General features: G+C 47.4%; 13 protein-coding genes. 7 read left to right on the top strand and 6 right to left on the bottom strand.

The window, feature by feature from the left end:
* Positions 1-122: 122 nt before the first annotated feature.
* A complete protein-coding gene (locus tag ACF8CV_RS10270) occupies positions 123-1,862 on the bottom strand; it encodes a transporter (RefSeq protein WP_138938172.1) in 1,740 nt (579 codons plus the stop codon).
* Positions 1,863-1,991: 129 nt separating this feature from the next.
* Between ACF8CV_RS10270 and ACF8CV_RS10275 the strand changes: the two genes are divergently transcribed.
* From ACF8CV_RS10275 to ACF8CV_RS10290, 4 genes are all read left to right on the top strand, one after another.
* Complete coding sequence (locus tag ACF8CV_RS10275; RefSeq protein ID WP_005482845.1) at positions 1,992-2,669, top strand: oligogalacturonate-specific porin KdgM family protein; 678 nt, start codon at positions 1,992-1,994, stop codon at positions 2,667-2,669.
* Between the two features lie 15 nt (positions 2,670-2,684).
* Positions 2,685-4,913 carry an exopolygalacturonate lyase gene (locus tag ACF8CV_RS10280; protein WP_138938173.1) on the top strand — a complete coding sequence of 743 codons (2,229 nt, stop codon included), beginning with the start codon at positions 2,685-2,687 and terminating at the stop codon, positions 4,911-4,913.
* A 301-nt stretch (positions 4,914-5,214) separates the two neighbouring features.
* A complete protein-coding gene (locus tag ACF8CV_RS10285) occupies positions 5,215-6,987 on the top strand; it encodes a sodium:solute symporter family protein (RefSeq protein WP_138938174.1) in 1,773 nt (590 codons plus the stop codon).
* A 56-nt stretch (positions 6,988-7,043) separates the two neighbouring features.
* On the top strand, positions 7,044-8,210 hold the full coding sequence (locus tag ACF8CV_RS10290) for an oligogalacturonate lyase family protein (protein WP_005482890.1): 1,167 nt from the start codon (positions 7,044-7,046) through the stop codon (positions 8,208-8,210).
* Between the two features lie 86 nt (positions 8,211-8,296).
* Here ACF8CV_RS10290 and ACF8CV_RS10295 read toward each other — a convergent pair whose 3' ends face one another.
* Together ACF8CV_RS10295 and ACF8CV_RS10300 are read right to left on the bottom strand one after the other, a co-directional pair.
* Positions 8,297-9,070, bottom strand: a complete 774-nt coding sequence (locus ACF8CV_RS10295) for a siderophore-interacting protein (RefSeq protein WP_053315033.1) — start codon at positions 9,068-9,070, stop codon at positions 8,297-8,299.
* A gap of 179 nt (positions 9,071-9,249) precedes the next feature.
* Positions 9,250-9,834: a LysE family translocator gene (locus tag ACF8CV_RS10300; protein WP_025509795.1), complete on the bottom strand. Its 585-nt coding sequence runs from the start codon at positions 9,832-9,834 to the stop codon at positions 9,250-9,252.
* Between the two features lie 114 nt (positions 9,835-9,948).
* Between ACF8CV_RS10300 and ACF8CV_RS10305 the strand changes: the two genes are divergently transcribed.
* Entirely contained in the window at positions 9,949-10,389 is a 441-nt protein-coding gene (locus tag ACF8CV_RS10305) for an Lrp/AsnC family transcriptional regulator (RefSeq protein WP_005482841.1), read from the top strand.
* Between the two features lie 214 nt (positions 10,390-10,603).
* Positions 10,604-11,782 (top strand): lytic polysaccharide monooxygenase, encoded by a 1,179-nt coding sequence (locus ACF8CV_RS10310; RefSeq protein WP_025501431.1) that lies wholly within the window; start codon positions 10,604-10,606, stop codon positions 11,780-11,782.
* Between the two features lie 116 nt (positions 11,783-11,898).
* On the opposite strand, the gene ACF8CV_RS10315 is transcribed toward ACF8CV_RS10310, so the two are convergent.
* Genes ACF8CV_RS10315 through ACF8CV_RS10325 form a run of 3 tightly spaced genes read right to left on the bottom strand, consistent with a single transcriptional unit; the run spans position 11,899 to position 13,529 of the window.
* Positions 11,899-12,519 carry an HAD-IB family hydrolase gene (locus ACF8CV_RS10315; RefSeq protein WP_138938175.1) on the bottom strand — a complete coding sequence of 207 codons (621 nt, stop codon included), beginning with the start codon at positions 12,517-12,519 and terminating at the stop codon, positions 11,899-11,901.
* A 38-nt stretch (positions 12,520-12,557) separates the two neighbouring features.
* Positions 12,558-12,869: a cupin domain-containing protein gene (locus ACF8CV_RS10320; protein WP_005482886.1), complete on the bottom strand. Its 312-nt coding sequence runs from the start codon at positions 12,867-12,869 to the stop codon at positions 12,558-12,560.
* Positions 12,870-12,878: 9 nt separating this feature from the next.
* A complete protein-coding gene (locus ACF8CV_RS10325) occupies positions 12,879-13,529 on the bottom strand; it encodes a Qnr family pentapeptide repeat protein (RefSeq protein WP_005460782.1) in 651 nt (216 codons plus the stop codon).
* A gap of 497 nt (positions 13,530-14,026) precedes the next feature.
* On the opposite strand from ACF8CV_RS10325, the gene ompW reads away from it, so the two are divergent.
* Positions 14,027-14,671, top strand: coding sequence for an outer membrane protein OmpW (ompW, locus tag ACF8CV_RS10330; RefSeq protein WP_005460838.1), 645 nt, complete (start codon positions 14,027-14,029; stop codon positions 14,669-14,671).
* Positions 14,672-14,773 lie beyond the last annotated feature (102 nt).

Raw genomic sequence — 14,773 nt, forward strand, 5'->3', positions numbered from 1 at the left:
GCCAACGCCTGCGGCTCCACCGTAGGCGTTTTTTATGTGCAGTTTTGGCGAGTTAAAAAGCCAGCTTTCCTCTAGGCGCGACACAAAACAACGCGCCCAATACGGTTTACTTACCCATTTACTTACTTAGTTTTTTGTTTCTGCCAAGCACGTTTAGAGTGCTGGGTAGGTTGTAGTAGGAACAAGCTAAACAGCAACACGATGCAGCCAATTGCGACAAAGATGGATTGAGAAGAGCCCGCTAACACGACGCCGGCAAGAATCAGTAACATGCCCGCCGACGCTGTGATGGAGCCGACATAAAGTCCTTGCTTATGATTGATAGGGGACAGCTCCTCGTCGCTGATCGGTGTGGCTAGTTGAATCGCAAGTGCAGTGCGACTTTGCTGGATTGATGGTGGCTCTTTGGCATAAAAGACCCGCGTAAACAGGAAGAAGCCTCCCGTCACCAGTAAATGAACGGCAAGCGTTGCGACCACGGACAGGTCTTTTCTTTCTCTTGGCGTTAATGGCGAGGAAGAGAGCCACTGTACATCAAAGATAAACATCATAAAGAGCGATACTGCGCATCCGACCATAACGGTGGCCCATCCCGACCAGTTTGGTGTTTTCAAACTGACGAGCGCAAGCAGAGATGGGATGTTGATTGGCATCTGAATGAACGCCGCGAACACAATCATCATGTCGAACAAGCTGTACGACTCAACAGACGCCAGCAGCAAAGCTGTGACCGTGGCTAATACGCCAGATACTATCGTCGCAATTTTTCCAACCATCAACTGCTGACGACTGGTAGCATTTGGGTTGAACCACACTTGGTAGAGGCTTTTGACCACAATGCCAGCGTTGCGGTTGTGTGCTGATGAAAGCGGCGCAATGGTCGCGGCCACCAATGCCACCATCACCAATCCGAGTAAACCTTGAGGCATGTAATGTTGGATGTAGTAAAGATAAGCGGCGTTGTTCGCACTCTGCTCTAGTGCAGGATAGATCGCCAGTAAATCGATGTTTTGCGCTGCCACGAACCACGCTGGCATAAACCACAGTACAGGGGCAAAAACAAACAGCACACCAGCAACGAATGCGGCCTTGGTGGCGTCTTTATCGTTGGCGGTGGTCAGAAAGCGATAGCAGCTCAAGGTGTGGTTATTACTCATGGTTTGTTGCAGCAGCATGGCGATTGCCCACATCACAAACAGAGACGGCATCCTGATCTGTTCACCATAAATTGGCGTGGTGTACGCAAACACTTCGCTTGGTGAGTCAAAGTGTTGCAGTGCGGTATAGCCGATCACTAGAGTAATGGCGATCAGCAAAACTAATTGAATCACATTCGTCACAGACACCGTCCACGCGCCTCCGCTCACGGCGATCAAAGTGACGATCACCCCCATAGCGAGAATGGTGGTCGACATCTCAATGGCAAAAACGGCAGAGAAAAAAGACGCCAATCCGTTCATCCAAATAGCACAGGCGATCAAAGTCAGCGGAAAGCTTAACCATGTGAATAGCTGTTCTGATGTGTGGCCAAACCGCACTCGAATCACTTCCATGGCGGTTTCTACGCGTAACCTTCGATAGCGACGCGCAAAAAACGCCGCCGCGACGAAAAATCCCAACGCATTTCCCCAAAAGATGAACATCACGCTGATGCCATCTTCATACGCTTTGGCTGCGGCACCCGTAAACGTCCACGCTGAAAATTGCGTCATGAATGCAGTCGCGCCAGCCATCCACCACATCATGGTCCCTCCACCTTGAAGGAAGTCGTTCGACGAGGTGGAAAAGCGGCGAAATAGCCACGCAGCGATCCCAATAAAGAGCAGATAGATCATTACGATCATCGAATCCAATAAAGTCATGTGTCATAGCTCACGAAAAAATTAAAACACCGTTTTAAAGATCACAAAAATACCGATAAGAACTTTATCAGTACGTAATAATGAATATATTAAAACAAGATTTATTATAAAATAAAATGGTGTTTCAAAATGAAAGTTAGATACCTTACTTCTGCACTCTTACTTGCAATGACTTCTGGTTTAGCGGCTGCCGCATCGGTGGATATTCGTCATGAATATGTGCCTGATCGTGATGGTGACGAACATCGAGATCGTATTTACGTTTCTCACCGTTTCGACAACCAAATCGGTTTTAGCGTGGAAGCAAAATGGAACTACAAAGATGGTCACATGGGCAATGCAGGCCATGAAACTGGCGTGAGCTACCGTTGGAAAGCGACCGACAATTTCTCTCTAACGCCGGGCATTAACATTGATGCCAGCCCATCGGGTGCGTCAGTGTTCAAGTACAACTTGACGGGCGCGTACAAAATCAATGACGAGTGGGATGTCGCTGCGCGTATTCGTCATGGGTACAAAAATACGGACGACTCGCGTTACAACCAGCTCAACCTTTACGCAAACCGTAAGTTTGAATGGGGCAAGCTTGGCGTAGAAGCGGAGTACAAAGATATTCATGGTGGTGAAGGTGGCTGGAAAGACAAAGGTCATGATCAGCTGATCGACTTTAAAGGCGAATACACCAAGTTAGAAAGTGGCGTGATTCCATTCTTCGCTATCGCGGCTATCACGCACAAGGGTGATGGCTCAGAGTTTAAAGATGAATATGTTCCTCGTTTCCGTGTCGGTTTGAAATACAACTTCTAACAAGGAAAAGTGACCATGAAAAAACACACTTTAGCCTTGTATCTGGCGGCCATATTGGCCCCAGCCGCACACGCTGCTGAGATTAAGGTCGAAGACCTGACTTGGAAAGCGATCACTTTTGGTCAATCGACCGACATGAACTTTGGCTCAACTATTTTGCCTGAAAAAGTCGGCGTGAACCAAGTGACGGTCAATGGTGATGCTGTCGCTGTTGGTAAGTTAGCGTCCACATTTACCATTGAAAGCCGCGGCGGCAAGTTAGCCAACTCGCATGAAGGACTCACCTTTTACTACACCGAGCTACCAACCGATGTGAACTTTACCCTCAGTGCCGATGTGGTGCTTGAACAGCTTGGCCCGGAAACAGGCGCGACACCCAACCGCCAAGAAGGCGCAGGTTTGATGGTGCGCGACATTCTAGGTGCCGAGCGTTTAGTGCCGCAACCTGAGGGCCATGAAGAGTTTCCGTCTGCATCGAACATGGTGATGAACCTAATGCGTTCTCACACCCGCACGAACGATGGCATGACCAACATCAACGCATCGTTTCGTGAAGGCGTTTATCGACCTTGGGGAACGCCGGGTAACCGTTTAAGCCGTGTCGATTATGTGGAAGGGGTGCCTTACGGCACGGCTGAAACCTACCGCATGACGCTGACACGCACCAATGATGGTTTCAAAGTCAGCTACCGTAATGGCGAAAAATTCGTTGAGCAAGCGGTAAAAGGCGCGAATGCCAATATCGTTGAAATGCAAAACTCAGACTCGCAATACGTCGGCTTCTTTGCGTCACGCAATGCAAAAATGACGGTGAGCAATGTCGATTTGCAGCTTGCTGCGGCGGATTCCGTGGACGCTCCAAAATACGCGGCCAAGCAGGGAGAATTGGTATTCCAAATCGCTTCTTCACCTCGATCTGCAACCAAGGAGTATCCGGTTCAAGCTCGTGCCAACTACTCGGGCGAATTTGAAGTTCTGCACAATGACAAAGTGGTTGCGAAGCAAACCGTGACGGCGGGCGAGTTGTTCAGCCAGTGGCTGACACTTGATAGCGGCGCGAATCAAATGGAAGTGAGATTCACCGCCATTGACGGCCCAAACAAAGAGACACAAGCGCACCGTTACAGCGTTGACGTTGTTTCTCTGCCAGACCCAATGACGCTGTATGTTGCACCAAACGGCAGCGACAAAGGCAACGGATCTCAAGCACAACCGCTTGATTTCGCTACCGCAGTAGAACTGCTTCCTGCTGGTGGCACCATCATTTTGAAAGATGGCGACTACCAAGGGATGGAAATTCCACTGACGGCTAGTGGCAGTGCCGACAAGCTCAAGCACCTACGTGCGGAAGGAGACAATGTTCGCTTTGTTTCGGAACTTCGTCACGAGGCAAATTACTGGCATTACCAAGGTATTGAAGTTGCGGGTGCGCAGTTCATTGTTCATGGTAGCCACAACACCTTCGAAAAAATGGTGACACACGGCGCGCCAGATACTGGTTTCGTGATCACCTCTCCTGAAAACATTGGCCGCGCACTGTGGGCAAGTTACAACCAAGTGATTGAAAGCGAAAGCTACAACAACATGGATCCTTCGCAGATCAACGCAGACGGTTTTGCGGCCAAGATGCGTATCGGCGATGGCAACACTTTCATCCGTTGTTTGTCTCACCACAACATTGATGACGGTTGGGACTTGTTCAACAAAGTGGAAGATGGCGCAAACGGTGCGGTGACCATTTTGGATTCCATTTCGTTCAGCAACGGTCGCACACTCGATGTTGCCAACAAGGGTGGCACGATTGGTAACGGCTTCAAGCTAGGCGGCGAGGGGATTCCGGTTCCACATGTGGTGAAAAATAGCTTGTCTTTCAATAACAACATGGACGGATTTACGGACAACTTTAACCCTGGTGCACTGGTATTGAGCGACAACGTGTCGATTGATAACAAGCGCTTCAACTACTTGTTCCGTAAGAGCCCATATTCCGGCGAGATTGAGCAAGGCACGTTCACCAATAACCGTTCTTACCGATTCCACGTCAGCAGCAAATATGACGACGTGATCAACAGTGCGAAATCGACTGGCAATGCGTTGGTCGAAAATGGCACGACTTACACCAGTGATGGCAAAGCGGTCGACAGCAAAACGCTCGCGCCATTAAAGCAAGCGTCAGTGATTGATACCCAGCAAGCCATTCCGGGTAAGCAAGAGGCGATGCAGCTTAAGCAACTTATTCACTAACGAGTAACCACGGGCTCTCAGGAGCCCTTTTTTTTCGTCAAAACTCACCTTACAACGGTCGCATTTTTACGCTTTTCGACTTGTCAGTGACAATCTCTTTTTGGTTCTAAGATTAACTAAGGGAATGCAGCAACGACGAGTATGGATCCGCAGTTATTTACAAGACGCTCACTATTGATCTTCATCACGTTTGAGCGCAAAAAATAAAAAATGAACCGTTGTTTTGATTTTTGTCTCAGTTAGTTTTGTTTTTTGAAAATATAATTTATCTAAATTAAAACAGCGTTTCGAGGTTTCTATTATGGAATACGATTACTTAGTAATAGCAGGCTACTTTGCCCTGATGGTGGCAATCAGCTTGCTGTTCAAAAAAATGGCAAGCAATAGTACCAGCGACTATTTCCGCGGGGGCGGTAAGATGCTTTGGTGGATGGTTGGTGCCACAGCATTTATGACTCAGTTCTCTGCATGGACGTTTACCGGTGCAGCGGGTAAAGCGTTTAACGATGGCTTCGCAGTATTGGCTGTGTTTGTTGGCAACATGGTGGCGTACGTTTTCGCTTACTTCTACTTTGCTCGCCGCTTCCGCCAAATGCGTGTCGATACACCAACTGAAGGGGTAAAACGCCGCTTTGGTAACACTAACGAGCAGTTTTTCACTTGGGTAATCATTCCGTTAAGTGTGATTAACGCGGGTGTTTGGCTAAACGGTTTGGGTGTGTTTGCTTCTGCGGTATTTAATGCCGACATCGTGACTACCATTTGGGTGACTGGCCTTGCGGTATTGGCTATCTCATTGCTGAGTGGTGCGTGGGGCGTAGTGGCGTCGGACTTTATTCAAACGCTGGTTGTTGCGGTTATCTCCATTGCTTGTGCGGCAGTTGCATTGTACGTCGTTGGTGGCCCTAGCGAGATCGTTGAGAACTTCCCTGGTGGCTTCATCATGGGCCCAGATATGAACTACCCACTACTGTTAGTTTGTACGTTCATCTTCTTCGTAGTGAAACAGCTGCAAAGTATCAACAACATGCAGGAGTCTTACCGTTTCCTTAACGCGAAAGACTCGAAAAACGCAAGTAAAGCTGCGTTGATGGCGCTTGTGATGATGCTATTTGGCGCGGTAATTTGGTTCATCCCACCTTGGGCTTCAGCAATCCTGTACCCAGATGCAGCAACGCAATACTCATCATTGGGTGCGAAAGCAAGCGATGCGGTTTACCTTGTCTTCGCTCGTGAAACAATGCCTCTAGGCACCGTTGGTCTGTTAATGGCAGGTCTGTTTGCGGCGACCATGTCTTCGATGGACTCTGCACTAAACCGTAACTCAGGTATTTTCGTTCGCAGCTTCTACTCAAACATCGTGCGTAAAGGCCAAGCTTCGGATAAAGAGCTACTGCGTGCTGGTCAAATCGCATGTTTGGTGAACGGCATCCTCGTTATCATGATGGCTCAGTTCTTCAACTCACTGAAGCACCTAAGCTTGTTTGACCTAATGATGCAAGTGGCGACGCTACTTCAATCACCAATCCTAGTTCCATTGTTCCTTGGCATCATCATTCGCAGAACGCCGAAATGGGCACCATGGGCAACAGTTGTGGTTGGTATGTTTGTCTCTTGGTCAGTGGTGAAAATCTTCACTCCAGAATTTGTTGGTAGCTGGTTTGGTATGGATGAGCTAACACGCCGCGAAGCAGGTGAAATGCGCACAATGATCACTATTGCTGCTCACCTTGTCTTTACTGCTGGTTTCTTCTGCCTATCGACTCTGTTCTACAAAGAAGAAACAGACACGCACAAAGAGACAACGGCGGAATTCTTTAAAGATGTGGACACCGAGTGTGTTGCAGAAGAAGGCCAAGACATTGTTGACCGCATGCAACGCGCGAAATTGGGTACGCTGGTTATCTACATGGCCGCAGGTTTAACACTGATGGTGTTGATTCCAAACCCACTATGGGGCCGCCTATTGTTCCTTGCTTGTGCAGCGTCAGTCTTTGCTGTGGGCTACGGCTTGAAGAAGAGTGCCAAGCTAGACACGCAGCCCTCTAAAGTAGCCGCGACAACGACCCAATAATCTGAATTTTTGTTTTGGCTGCCCTCGCTTGGGCAGCCCTTTTGTGGAGATATATTATGGCTAAAGGTGATGTGATTACTCTCAACTTCGAAACGTTTGTTGATAGTGATACCCAAGTGAAAGTGACGCGATTAACGCCAACGGACGTGATTTGTCACCGTAACTACTTTTACCAGAAGTGCTTTACTCAGGATGGAAAAAAGCTGCTGTTTGCAGGTGATTTCGACGGAAATCGCAACTATTACCTGCTTAACCTTGAAACGCAACAAGCAGTCCAACTGACGGAAGGTAAAGGTGACAACACCTTTGGCGGTTTCATTTCGACGGATGAGCGTGCATTTTTCTACGTGAAAAACGAACTGAATTTGATGAAAGTCGATTTAGAAACGCTGGAAGAACAAGTCATTTATACGGTCGATGAAGAGTGGAAAGGCTACGGTACTTGGGTGGCAAATTCTGACTGTACCAAGTTAGTCGGCATCGAGATTTTAAAACGTGATTGGCAACCGCTGACATCTTGGGAAAAGTTTGCCGAGTTCTACCACACCAATCCAACTTGTCGCCTAATTAAAGTGGATATCGAAACCGGTGAGCTGGAGGTGATCCATCAAGACACTGCGTGGCTAGGTCACCCGATTTACCGTCCGTTTGATGACTCAACGGTTGGTTTCTGTCATGAAGGTCCGCATGATTTGGTGGATGCGCGCATGTGGCTGGTCAATGAAGATGGCAGCAACGTTCGTAAAATCAAAGAGCACGCAGAAGGTGAATCGTGCACGCACGAGTTCTGGATTCCAGATGGCAGCGCAATGGCGTACGTTTCTTACTTCAAAGGTCAAACTGATCGCGTGATTTACAAAGCCAACCCAGAGACATTAGAGAATGAAGAAGTGATGGTGATGCCACCTTGTTCTCACCTTATGAGTAACTTCGATGGTTCTTTGATGGTTGGTGATGGTTGCGATGCGCCAGTTGATGTTGCAGACGCGGACAGCTACAACATCGAAAATGACCCGTTCTTGTATGTATTGAACACAAAAGCGAAATCGGCGCAAAAACTGTGTAAGCACAGCACATCTTGGGATGTGTTGGATGGCGATCGCCAAATTACTCACCCGCATCCGTCATTCACACCGAACGATGATGGTGTGTTGTTTACCAGTGACTTTGAAGGCGTTCCTGCGATTTACATTGCGGACGTGCCGGAGTCTTACAAGCACTGATTACGTCAAACATGATGATGAAAAACGCCCGGTGATGCCGGGCGTTTTTATTAGGATGAGAGCTGGAATCGAAAAGACATGAACCACTATTGATTGGATTCCGCGTCTTCACGTTTAATCACTTTGTGCCCATCTTCAGACACGCCTTGCTTCCAATAGCTGCTGATGTAGATATTCTCGCGATCGACTTCTTTCTCATTGCGGAAATATTGGCGCAGCGCACGCATTGAATCGAACTCACACGCACACCATATCGAAGCGTTACCATCTAACCACTCGAGTTCGCGAACGCTATCAGCCAAGGCTTGCCCTTCGGTTAACCAAATCAACTCCATGTCTGCTGGCGCGTGTAGGGGTTGGATGTCGGCTGGAGACATCACGCTGATCACGGCATAGCCTTTGGCCTCTTCTGGCAACGTACGAATTTTCGCAGAAAGCGCTGGAAGTGCCGTCATATCGGCAGCCATGAAGAACCAATCCGCCTCAGTATTTAAGTTGGAAATGCTACCCGGCCCCACGATGTTGATCGTGTCGCCTTTTTGCGCGGCCATTGCCCAACGTGCGGCAAATCCGCATTGCAGATCTTGCGTTACGTGTCGGACGAAATCCACTTCGATTGAGCTGGTTTCTGGATGAAAACGTCGAATTGTGTAAGTGCGCATGATTGGTCGGTCGTCTTCTGACAGGATGCTCAGATCCGGGCCGCCCATATCGTTAAACAGTAATTTGATGTAACTGCCTTCGCAGTCACGAGGAAAGTGGCTCAGCGCCTCACCTTGCAAGGTAATGCGCTGCATGTTTGGAGTGATGGTTTCTGTGTCTGTGACAACAAGCGTTTTAGGTTGAGGCTTCTTTTTCATTGTTACTTTACTCGATAATTATTCTCTTTCTCATTTAAAGGTTATCAAGTTCCCTAACAAGAGGGTAGCGTCTTTAAACAAATTTACACTGTGAATTAACGCCAAAGCCCCAAGAAAAATATTACCTCTATCCTTTCTCTAACCACGTAAAGTGAGTCGTTTTTTAACCATAAATGGACTTATATCATTGGAATCGTAGACAAAAGCAACAGAGCGGCCATGCTGTAGTTGAACCCCTTAACGCGTTTATCGGTGGTCAACCAACGCTGCAATTGCATGCCTGCCGCCGTCCAAAATGTCACCGATGGCAAGTTGGCTAAACAGAAGATACCGGCGATAAAAGTCAGTTCAAGCCAAGAACCGCCGCTGGTGTATACCGTAATCGCCGTCAACGCCATCGACCAACCTTTTGGGTTCACCCACTGGAATGCGACAGCCCCTAAAAAAGACATCGGGCGAAAATCGTGTTTTGCTTCGGTTTTGTCGCTGGTGGCGATTTTGTACGTCAAGTACAGCAAATAACTCAAGCTCAATACTTTCAAAATCGAGTGGGTGAGCGGGTAAGCGTGGAACAGGCCCATCAAGCCAATACCCACCAAAATTAGCATGGCACCAAAGCCGAAGGTAATGCCCAACATGTGTGGGATAGTGCGTTTAAAGCCGACATTTGCCCCTGAGGTCATCAACATAATGTTATTGGGACCCGGCGTAAAAGTGGAGACAAAAGCGAACAACGCCAAAGCGCCCAGTTGATGATATTCCATAGATTGTTCCTTGAATCAGTTCTCGATAAGTTGAGAACAACTATAAGTAGAACTGAGGTCAATATTGTGCTTTTATTTGATGATTAGAAACTAAATAAGCAATGAAACATCATCATGGATAGATTTGACGAAAGAATATTGCAAGTGCTCAAACGAGACGGAAGAATCTCCAATGTGGAGCTGTCGGAACGCGTTGGTTTATCTCCGTCTGCAACCTTACGCCGAGTGCAAGATTTAGAGCGTAAAGGCGTGATCAAAGGCTACCGAGCAGTACTGGATAATCAGCAACTTGGCGTGGGTTTTGTTGCTTATGTGTCGATTGGTTTGGCCTCGCACTCTAAGCAGGCACAGTTGGGTTTCGAAGAGCATGTGCGTTTTGTAAACGAGGTGGTGGAATGTCACAACATCACTGGCGCGAATGAGTATTTGCTGCGTGTGGAAACGCAAGATCTCGCCGCTTATAAAGCGTTTCACGCTGATGTGTTGGGTGAGTGCGAACACGTCAAGTCGATCACAACCATGGTGGTGATGGACACACCAAAAGACGAGCGCTAGCCAAACGAGAGTGAAAGTTTTTGTGGCACACGAATTTGAAGTGACTCGAAAGAGTCAGTCGAGTATGAGAATGGTTCACAACAAATGCTGGAAAGCAGATGGCACTCTTACAATTTCCATATTTATTCTCACCTTCTAAATAATCCCATCCTGCTAGTTTTGCTTAAACCGCTTGTGTTTCAGAGCGGCGAGTCAGCAAAATTAAGGATGAACGATGAAATCACATGTAACACTTCCTCTTTTGAGCTTAAGCGCTGTTGCCGCATTGAGCTCATTTAACGTCAACGCCCATGGCTGGGTAGAGTTTCCAAGTGCTCGTCAAAATACGTGTTATTTAGACGGTGGCTTTTGGACCAACGAGATCCCTAACCAAGCGTGTAAAGCGGCTTTTGAAGAATCTGGCGCGTACCCGTTTGTGCAACGCAGCGAAATTGCGGCGAACGTACCAAACTACCGCGACATGGCACACGTTCAGGCGGTGGTTCGTGACGGTGAACTGTGTTCTGCCGGCGATGCCGCTAAGAAAGGCTTGAACATTCCTTCTCCAAACTGGCAGCGCACCAATGTTACGCCAGATGCAAACAACCAGATTGAATTGGTGTTTTACGGCAAAGCGCCGCACAACCCATCGTACTGGGAATTCTATCTCACCAAGCCAACTTATGATGATTCAAAGCCTCTTACTTGGAGTGATTTAGAGCTGATCGACACCGCAGGTGATGTGTATGTTGATGCGGAAAAACGCTACCGTATTCAGGTGACTTTCCCTGCTGATCGTTCCGGCGATGCGGTGCTTTATACTCGTTGGCAGCGCATTGATGTCGCTGGGGAAGGTTTCTACAACTGTAGTGACATTACGTTAAACGGAACGGGCACGACGCCACCGACTGACCCTGTTGATCCAACCGAACCGGGCAACAATCTGACATCTCTAGGCTACTTTGTTCAGCAAGGTTTTGGGCCAGTAGAGTCTGGCGATACGGTGCGTTTCCGTACGTTTAATGCGACGGGGAATGAAATTGTCGATATTTCACTACCAATCAGCGCAAACAATACGGCGACTTGGGCGGCAGAAATAGCAGATCAATTTAACGCGCAGCAAACGGGCGATTGGTATGTTGGCATTTGGCATCAAGAGATGAACCACTACATGTTCGATAGTAAGAACGTGAATGCAAACCAAGTATTAGCGCCAAGTGCAGACTTCAGTTATGCGTTGTCACTGATCAAAGCGGATGTACCGCCACCAGTTGAACCAACCAACTTGTGGGACAAGACGGCCGTTTACAACCAAGGTGATGTGGTGACGCACAACGGCAAAGAATGGACTGCCCAGTGGTGGACGTCTGGTGAGGAACCAGGCACAACGGGTCAATGGGGTGTATGGCGTTAAGCCAGTTATTTGGGCCCTGAACAGTAAAACCCTTCTCATGTGAGAAGGGTTTGTTTTTTCAGTCTAAAACGATCACTTTGGTTGAGTGGTTGTCTTGAAAATCAGAGCACATATCGTTATTCGCTTGCTCTCCACTCGCTCCAGTTGAGCATCGCGTAGTCTGCCAGTTTGAGCATCGGAATGTCTTCATGCGTATCACCGTAGGCATAAATAGACGCAAACTCGTCGAGCGAAAACGCCGCTTTCACACGTGAGACTTTTCTTTCTAAACTGCAATCACCTTGCTGGTAAAAGCCACTCAGTTTTGGCTGTTCTGAGATCAGTTCACTGCACAGCAAGTGGTAACCGTTCACTTCACACCAAGGCTTGAGATACGCATTGAGTGATGCCGACACCACCACAATGGTATCGCCTCTGTGTTGATGCCACGCCAACCTTTCCATTGCTTCTGGCCGTAAGTACAGCGGGATCACTTCGTGGGCAAACTGAGCGCCAATCGCTTCAATTTTCTGCGTTTCTTTCCCTGAAAATGCAATAAAACTGCTGAGTGGACGCATAACACGAGCGGGTAACACTCCGAGTTTGTACAGCACATAAAATGGCATGATAGCGACCTTTCCTACTCGTTTGCGCAGACCATAAGCAGAATAGTGGAGGAAAAGGCTAAACATATCCTCTCGGGTGATGGTGCCATCAAAATCAAACAGTGCCAGTGACGGCTTAGTAGTATCGAGCAAATTCAGCGCCTATTTTTTGGTTTAAGATCGTTTTGTGTTTATTGATAAAACACCGCCAACCAGATGGTTTCTTGCGTTGGGTCAGTCCAGCTCACTTTGTGTTTGGTATGAGCGGGAATCGTAACGTGCTCGCCTGCATCAAGCCGTTGCACGACACCTGATTCAAAAGTCAGCTCTCCAGCTCCTTTAAGAACCAATACCCATTCATGTTCTTCTTGATCGTACCAGCCACTTTCGGGCGAGGTTTGCCCCGTTGAGACAATGCGTTCTATACGCAGGTTTTTGTGGGTCAGCAGGTCTTCGAACACTTCCTCGTCGAGGTTATTCGGTAAGTCTTTAAACAGGTTCATGGCCTTTCCTTAGAGAATGATCAGTCCAAAAGGCGCAAGCAATTGCTCTTGTTGCCAATCACAAATTTTAACACCAAACAGAGAAACGCGGCGAACATCCAGCCCGTCCAGTTCGACATGAGTCAGATCACACTGCTCAACGTTAAAGGTTCCCCATTGTTCTGGCGAGAATTCGCAGCGAGATAAATCCGAGCCTTTGAGAGTTGCCCCTGCGAGGTTCGCACCGTTCCAACGGTTTTCAAAGAGGTCACATTTTTCTAGTAACACTCGCTCGAAGTTACAGTAGGTGAGGTTGCAGCCAGTAATAAAAGCAGAACAGAAAAACATGGTGTTACTGACGCGATTAGCAAAGTTCGCACCTTGGAAGTTTGCCCCTTTGAGATCGCACTTACGCAGCTCCAAGCCCATACAATTTGCGCCGTTAAACAGGCTCATCGCCAACATACAGTTCGTGAAGCTGGCATCTTTTAAGTTCGCGAAGCGAAAACTACACCCTTCTAGCGCTTTGGATTCGATAAAGCGACAGTCGATGAACTTAGCATCGCGCAGATCGGCATGGTCGAAACTGCACATATAAAAGTGGCAGTTTTTAAAGGTGGCATTCTGAAAATCGTGATGAGAAAAGTTTTCTCGTTCAAAAATGAGATCGGTTTTTAACATGTCTTCTCCTTAGCTGCGAGCAGACTAGCACTCCAAGTGACTGATTTTCCAGAAAAATAACTTCTTGTATTTCAGTGTTTTACAAACTCCTCAAATCGCGATTTTAAGGGGGCAAACGAGCGTTTTAAGTGGGTTGTTTTTTGAAAATAGAAGACGTAGAGGAAGAAAAAAGTTTTTGCTGGCTACGGGCCTTAGCGAGAGGATTCGTATTTTTGAGTATGCATGGTTTCTCACACGCACAGTTTGCATTACAGAATTGTATCCGATTTGCATAATTTGTTGATCGGTATGGCGTTTCTCTATACAAAAAACCTATATTTTTCACAAATTGATTTCCATCAAAATAGTAGGGTTTCTATGTGCTAGATTGCGCGCAGCTCAAAAAAAATATAGATGCCCGTGTGCTTCAAGGCGCTGAGTTTACTTGAAATCTAAGGCCAGTCAGCAGGCACACCTTTGGGTACGACATAACGAAGCCCTACAAAAGGAAATAAAAAATGAAAAAAACAATCTGCAGTCTAGCAGTGGTTGCTGCACTCGTGTCACCAAGTGTTTTCGCTCATAAACAAGGTGACTTCGTTCTTCGTGTTGGTGCGGCGTCTGTCGTTCCAAATGACAGCAGCGATAAGATTCTTGGTTCTCAAGAAGAATTGAAAGTGGATTCAAATACACAGCTTGGTTTGACGTTTGGCTACATGTTCACAGACAACATCAGCCTAGAGCTTCTAGCTGCAACACCATTCAGCCACGATATTTCAACAGACTTGTTAGGTCTTGGTGATATCGCGGACACCAAACACCTTCCACCAACGCTTATGGTTCAGTACTACTTTGGCGAGCCACAAAGTAAGTTCCGTCCATACGTTGGTGCAGGTCTCAACTACACCATCTTTTTTGATGAAGGCTTTAACAACAAAGCGAAAAACGTAGGCTTAACTGATCTTAAGCTAGACGATTCATTTGGTTTAGCAGCAAACGTAGGCGTGGACTACATGATCAACGATCAATGGTTCCTTAACGCATCTGCGTGGTATGCAAACATTGAAACAGAAGCAACATACAAATTTGGTGGAGCGAAGCAAAAAACCGACGTCAAAATTAACCCTTGGGTATTTATGATCAGCGGCGGTTACAAGTTCTAAGAAAAGCGGTAGTTACACACATTACACGCGCATTACAATTATTGGCATGACTTTGGGGGCGGTTACGGGGACTGCCCCTTTTTTTATCTGCATTTCCGTGTG

Source organism: Vibrio sp. zbq_1, assembly GCF_043102935.1.
GTDB classification, from domain to species: domain Bacteria; phylum Pseudomonadota; class Gammaproteobacteria; order Enterobacterales; family Vibrionaceae; genus Vibrio; species Vibrio parahaemolyticus.

What these genes read in the sequence shown, in the direction of transcription:
- ompW (WP_005460838.1), top strand. Translation starts at nt 14,027, where the DNA reads ATGAAAAAAACAATCTGCAGTCTAGCAGTGGTTGCTGCACTCGTGTCA.
- ACF8CV_RS10285 (WP_138938174.1), top strand. Translation starts at nt 5,215, where the DNA reads ATGGAATACGATTACTTAGTAATAGCAGGCTACTTTGCCCTGATGGTG.
- ACF8CV_RS10295 (WP_053315033.1), bottom strand. Translation starts at nt 9,070, where the DNA reads ATGAAAAAGAAGCCTCAACCTAAAACGCTTGTTGTCACAGACACAGAA.
- ACF8CV_RS10280 (WP_138938173.1), top strand. Translation starts at nt 2,685, where the DNA reads ATGAAAAAACACACTTTAGCCTTGTATCTGGCGGCCATATTGGCCCCA.
- ACF8CV_RS10325 (WP_005460782.1), bottom strand. Translation starts at nt 13,529, where the DNA reads ATGTTAAAAACCGATCTCATTTTTGAACGAGAAAACTTTTCTCATCAC.
- ACF8CV_RS10310 (WP_025501431.1), top strand. Translation starts at nt 10,604, where the DNA reads ATGAAATCACATGTAACACTTCCTCTTTTGAGCTTAAGCGCTGTTGCC.
- ACF8CV_RS10320 (WP_005482886.1), bottom strand. Translation starts at nt 12,869, where the DNA reads ATGAACCTGTTTAAAGACTTACCGAATAACCTCGACGAGGAAGTGTTC.
- ACF8CV_RS10300 (WP_025509795.1), bottom strand. Translation starts at nt 9,834, where the DNA reads ATGGAATATCATCAACTGGGCGCTTTGGCGTTGTTCGCTTTTGTCTCC.
- ACF8CV_RS10275 (WP_005482845.1), top strand. Translation starts at nt 1,992, where the DNA reads ATGAAAGTTAGATACCTTACTTCTGCACTCTTACTTGCAATGACTTCT.
- ACF8CV_RS10270 (WP_138938172.1), bottom strand. Translation starts at nt 1,862, where the DNA reads ATGACTTTATTGGATTCGATGATCGTAATGATCTATCTGCTCTTTATT.
- ACF8CV_RS10305 (WP_005482841.1), top strand. Translation starts at nt 9,949, where the DNA reads ATGGATAGATTTGACGAAAGAATATTGCAAGTGCTCAAACGAGACGGA.
- ACF8CV_RS10290 (WP_005482890.1), top strand. Translation starts at nt 7,044, where the DNA reads ATGGCTAAAGGTGATGTGATTACTCTCAACTTCGAAACGTTTGTTGAT.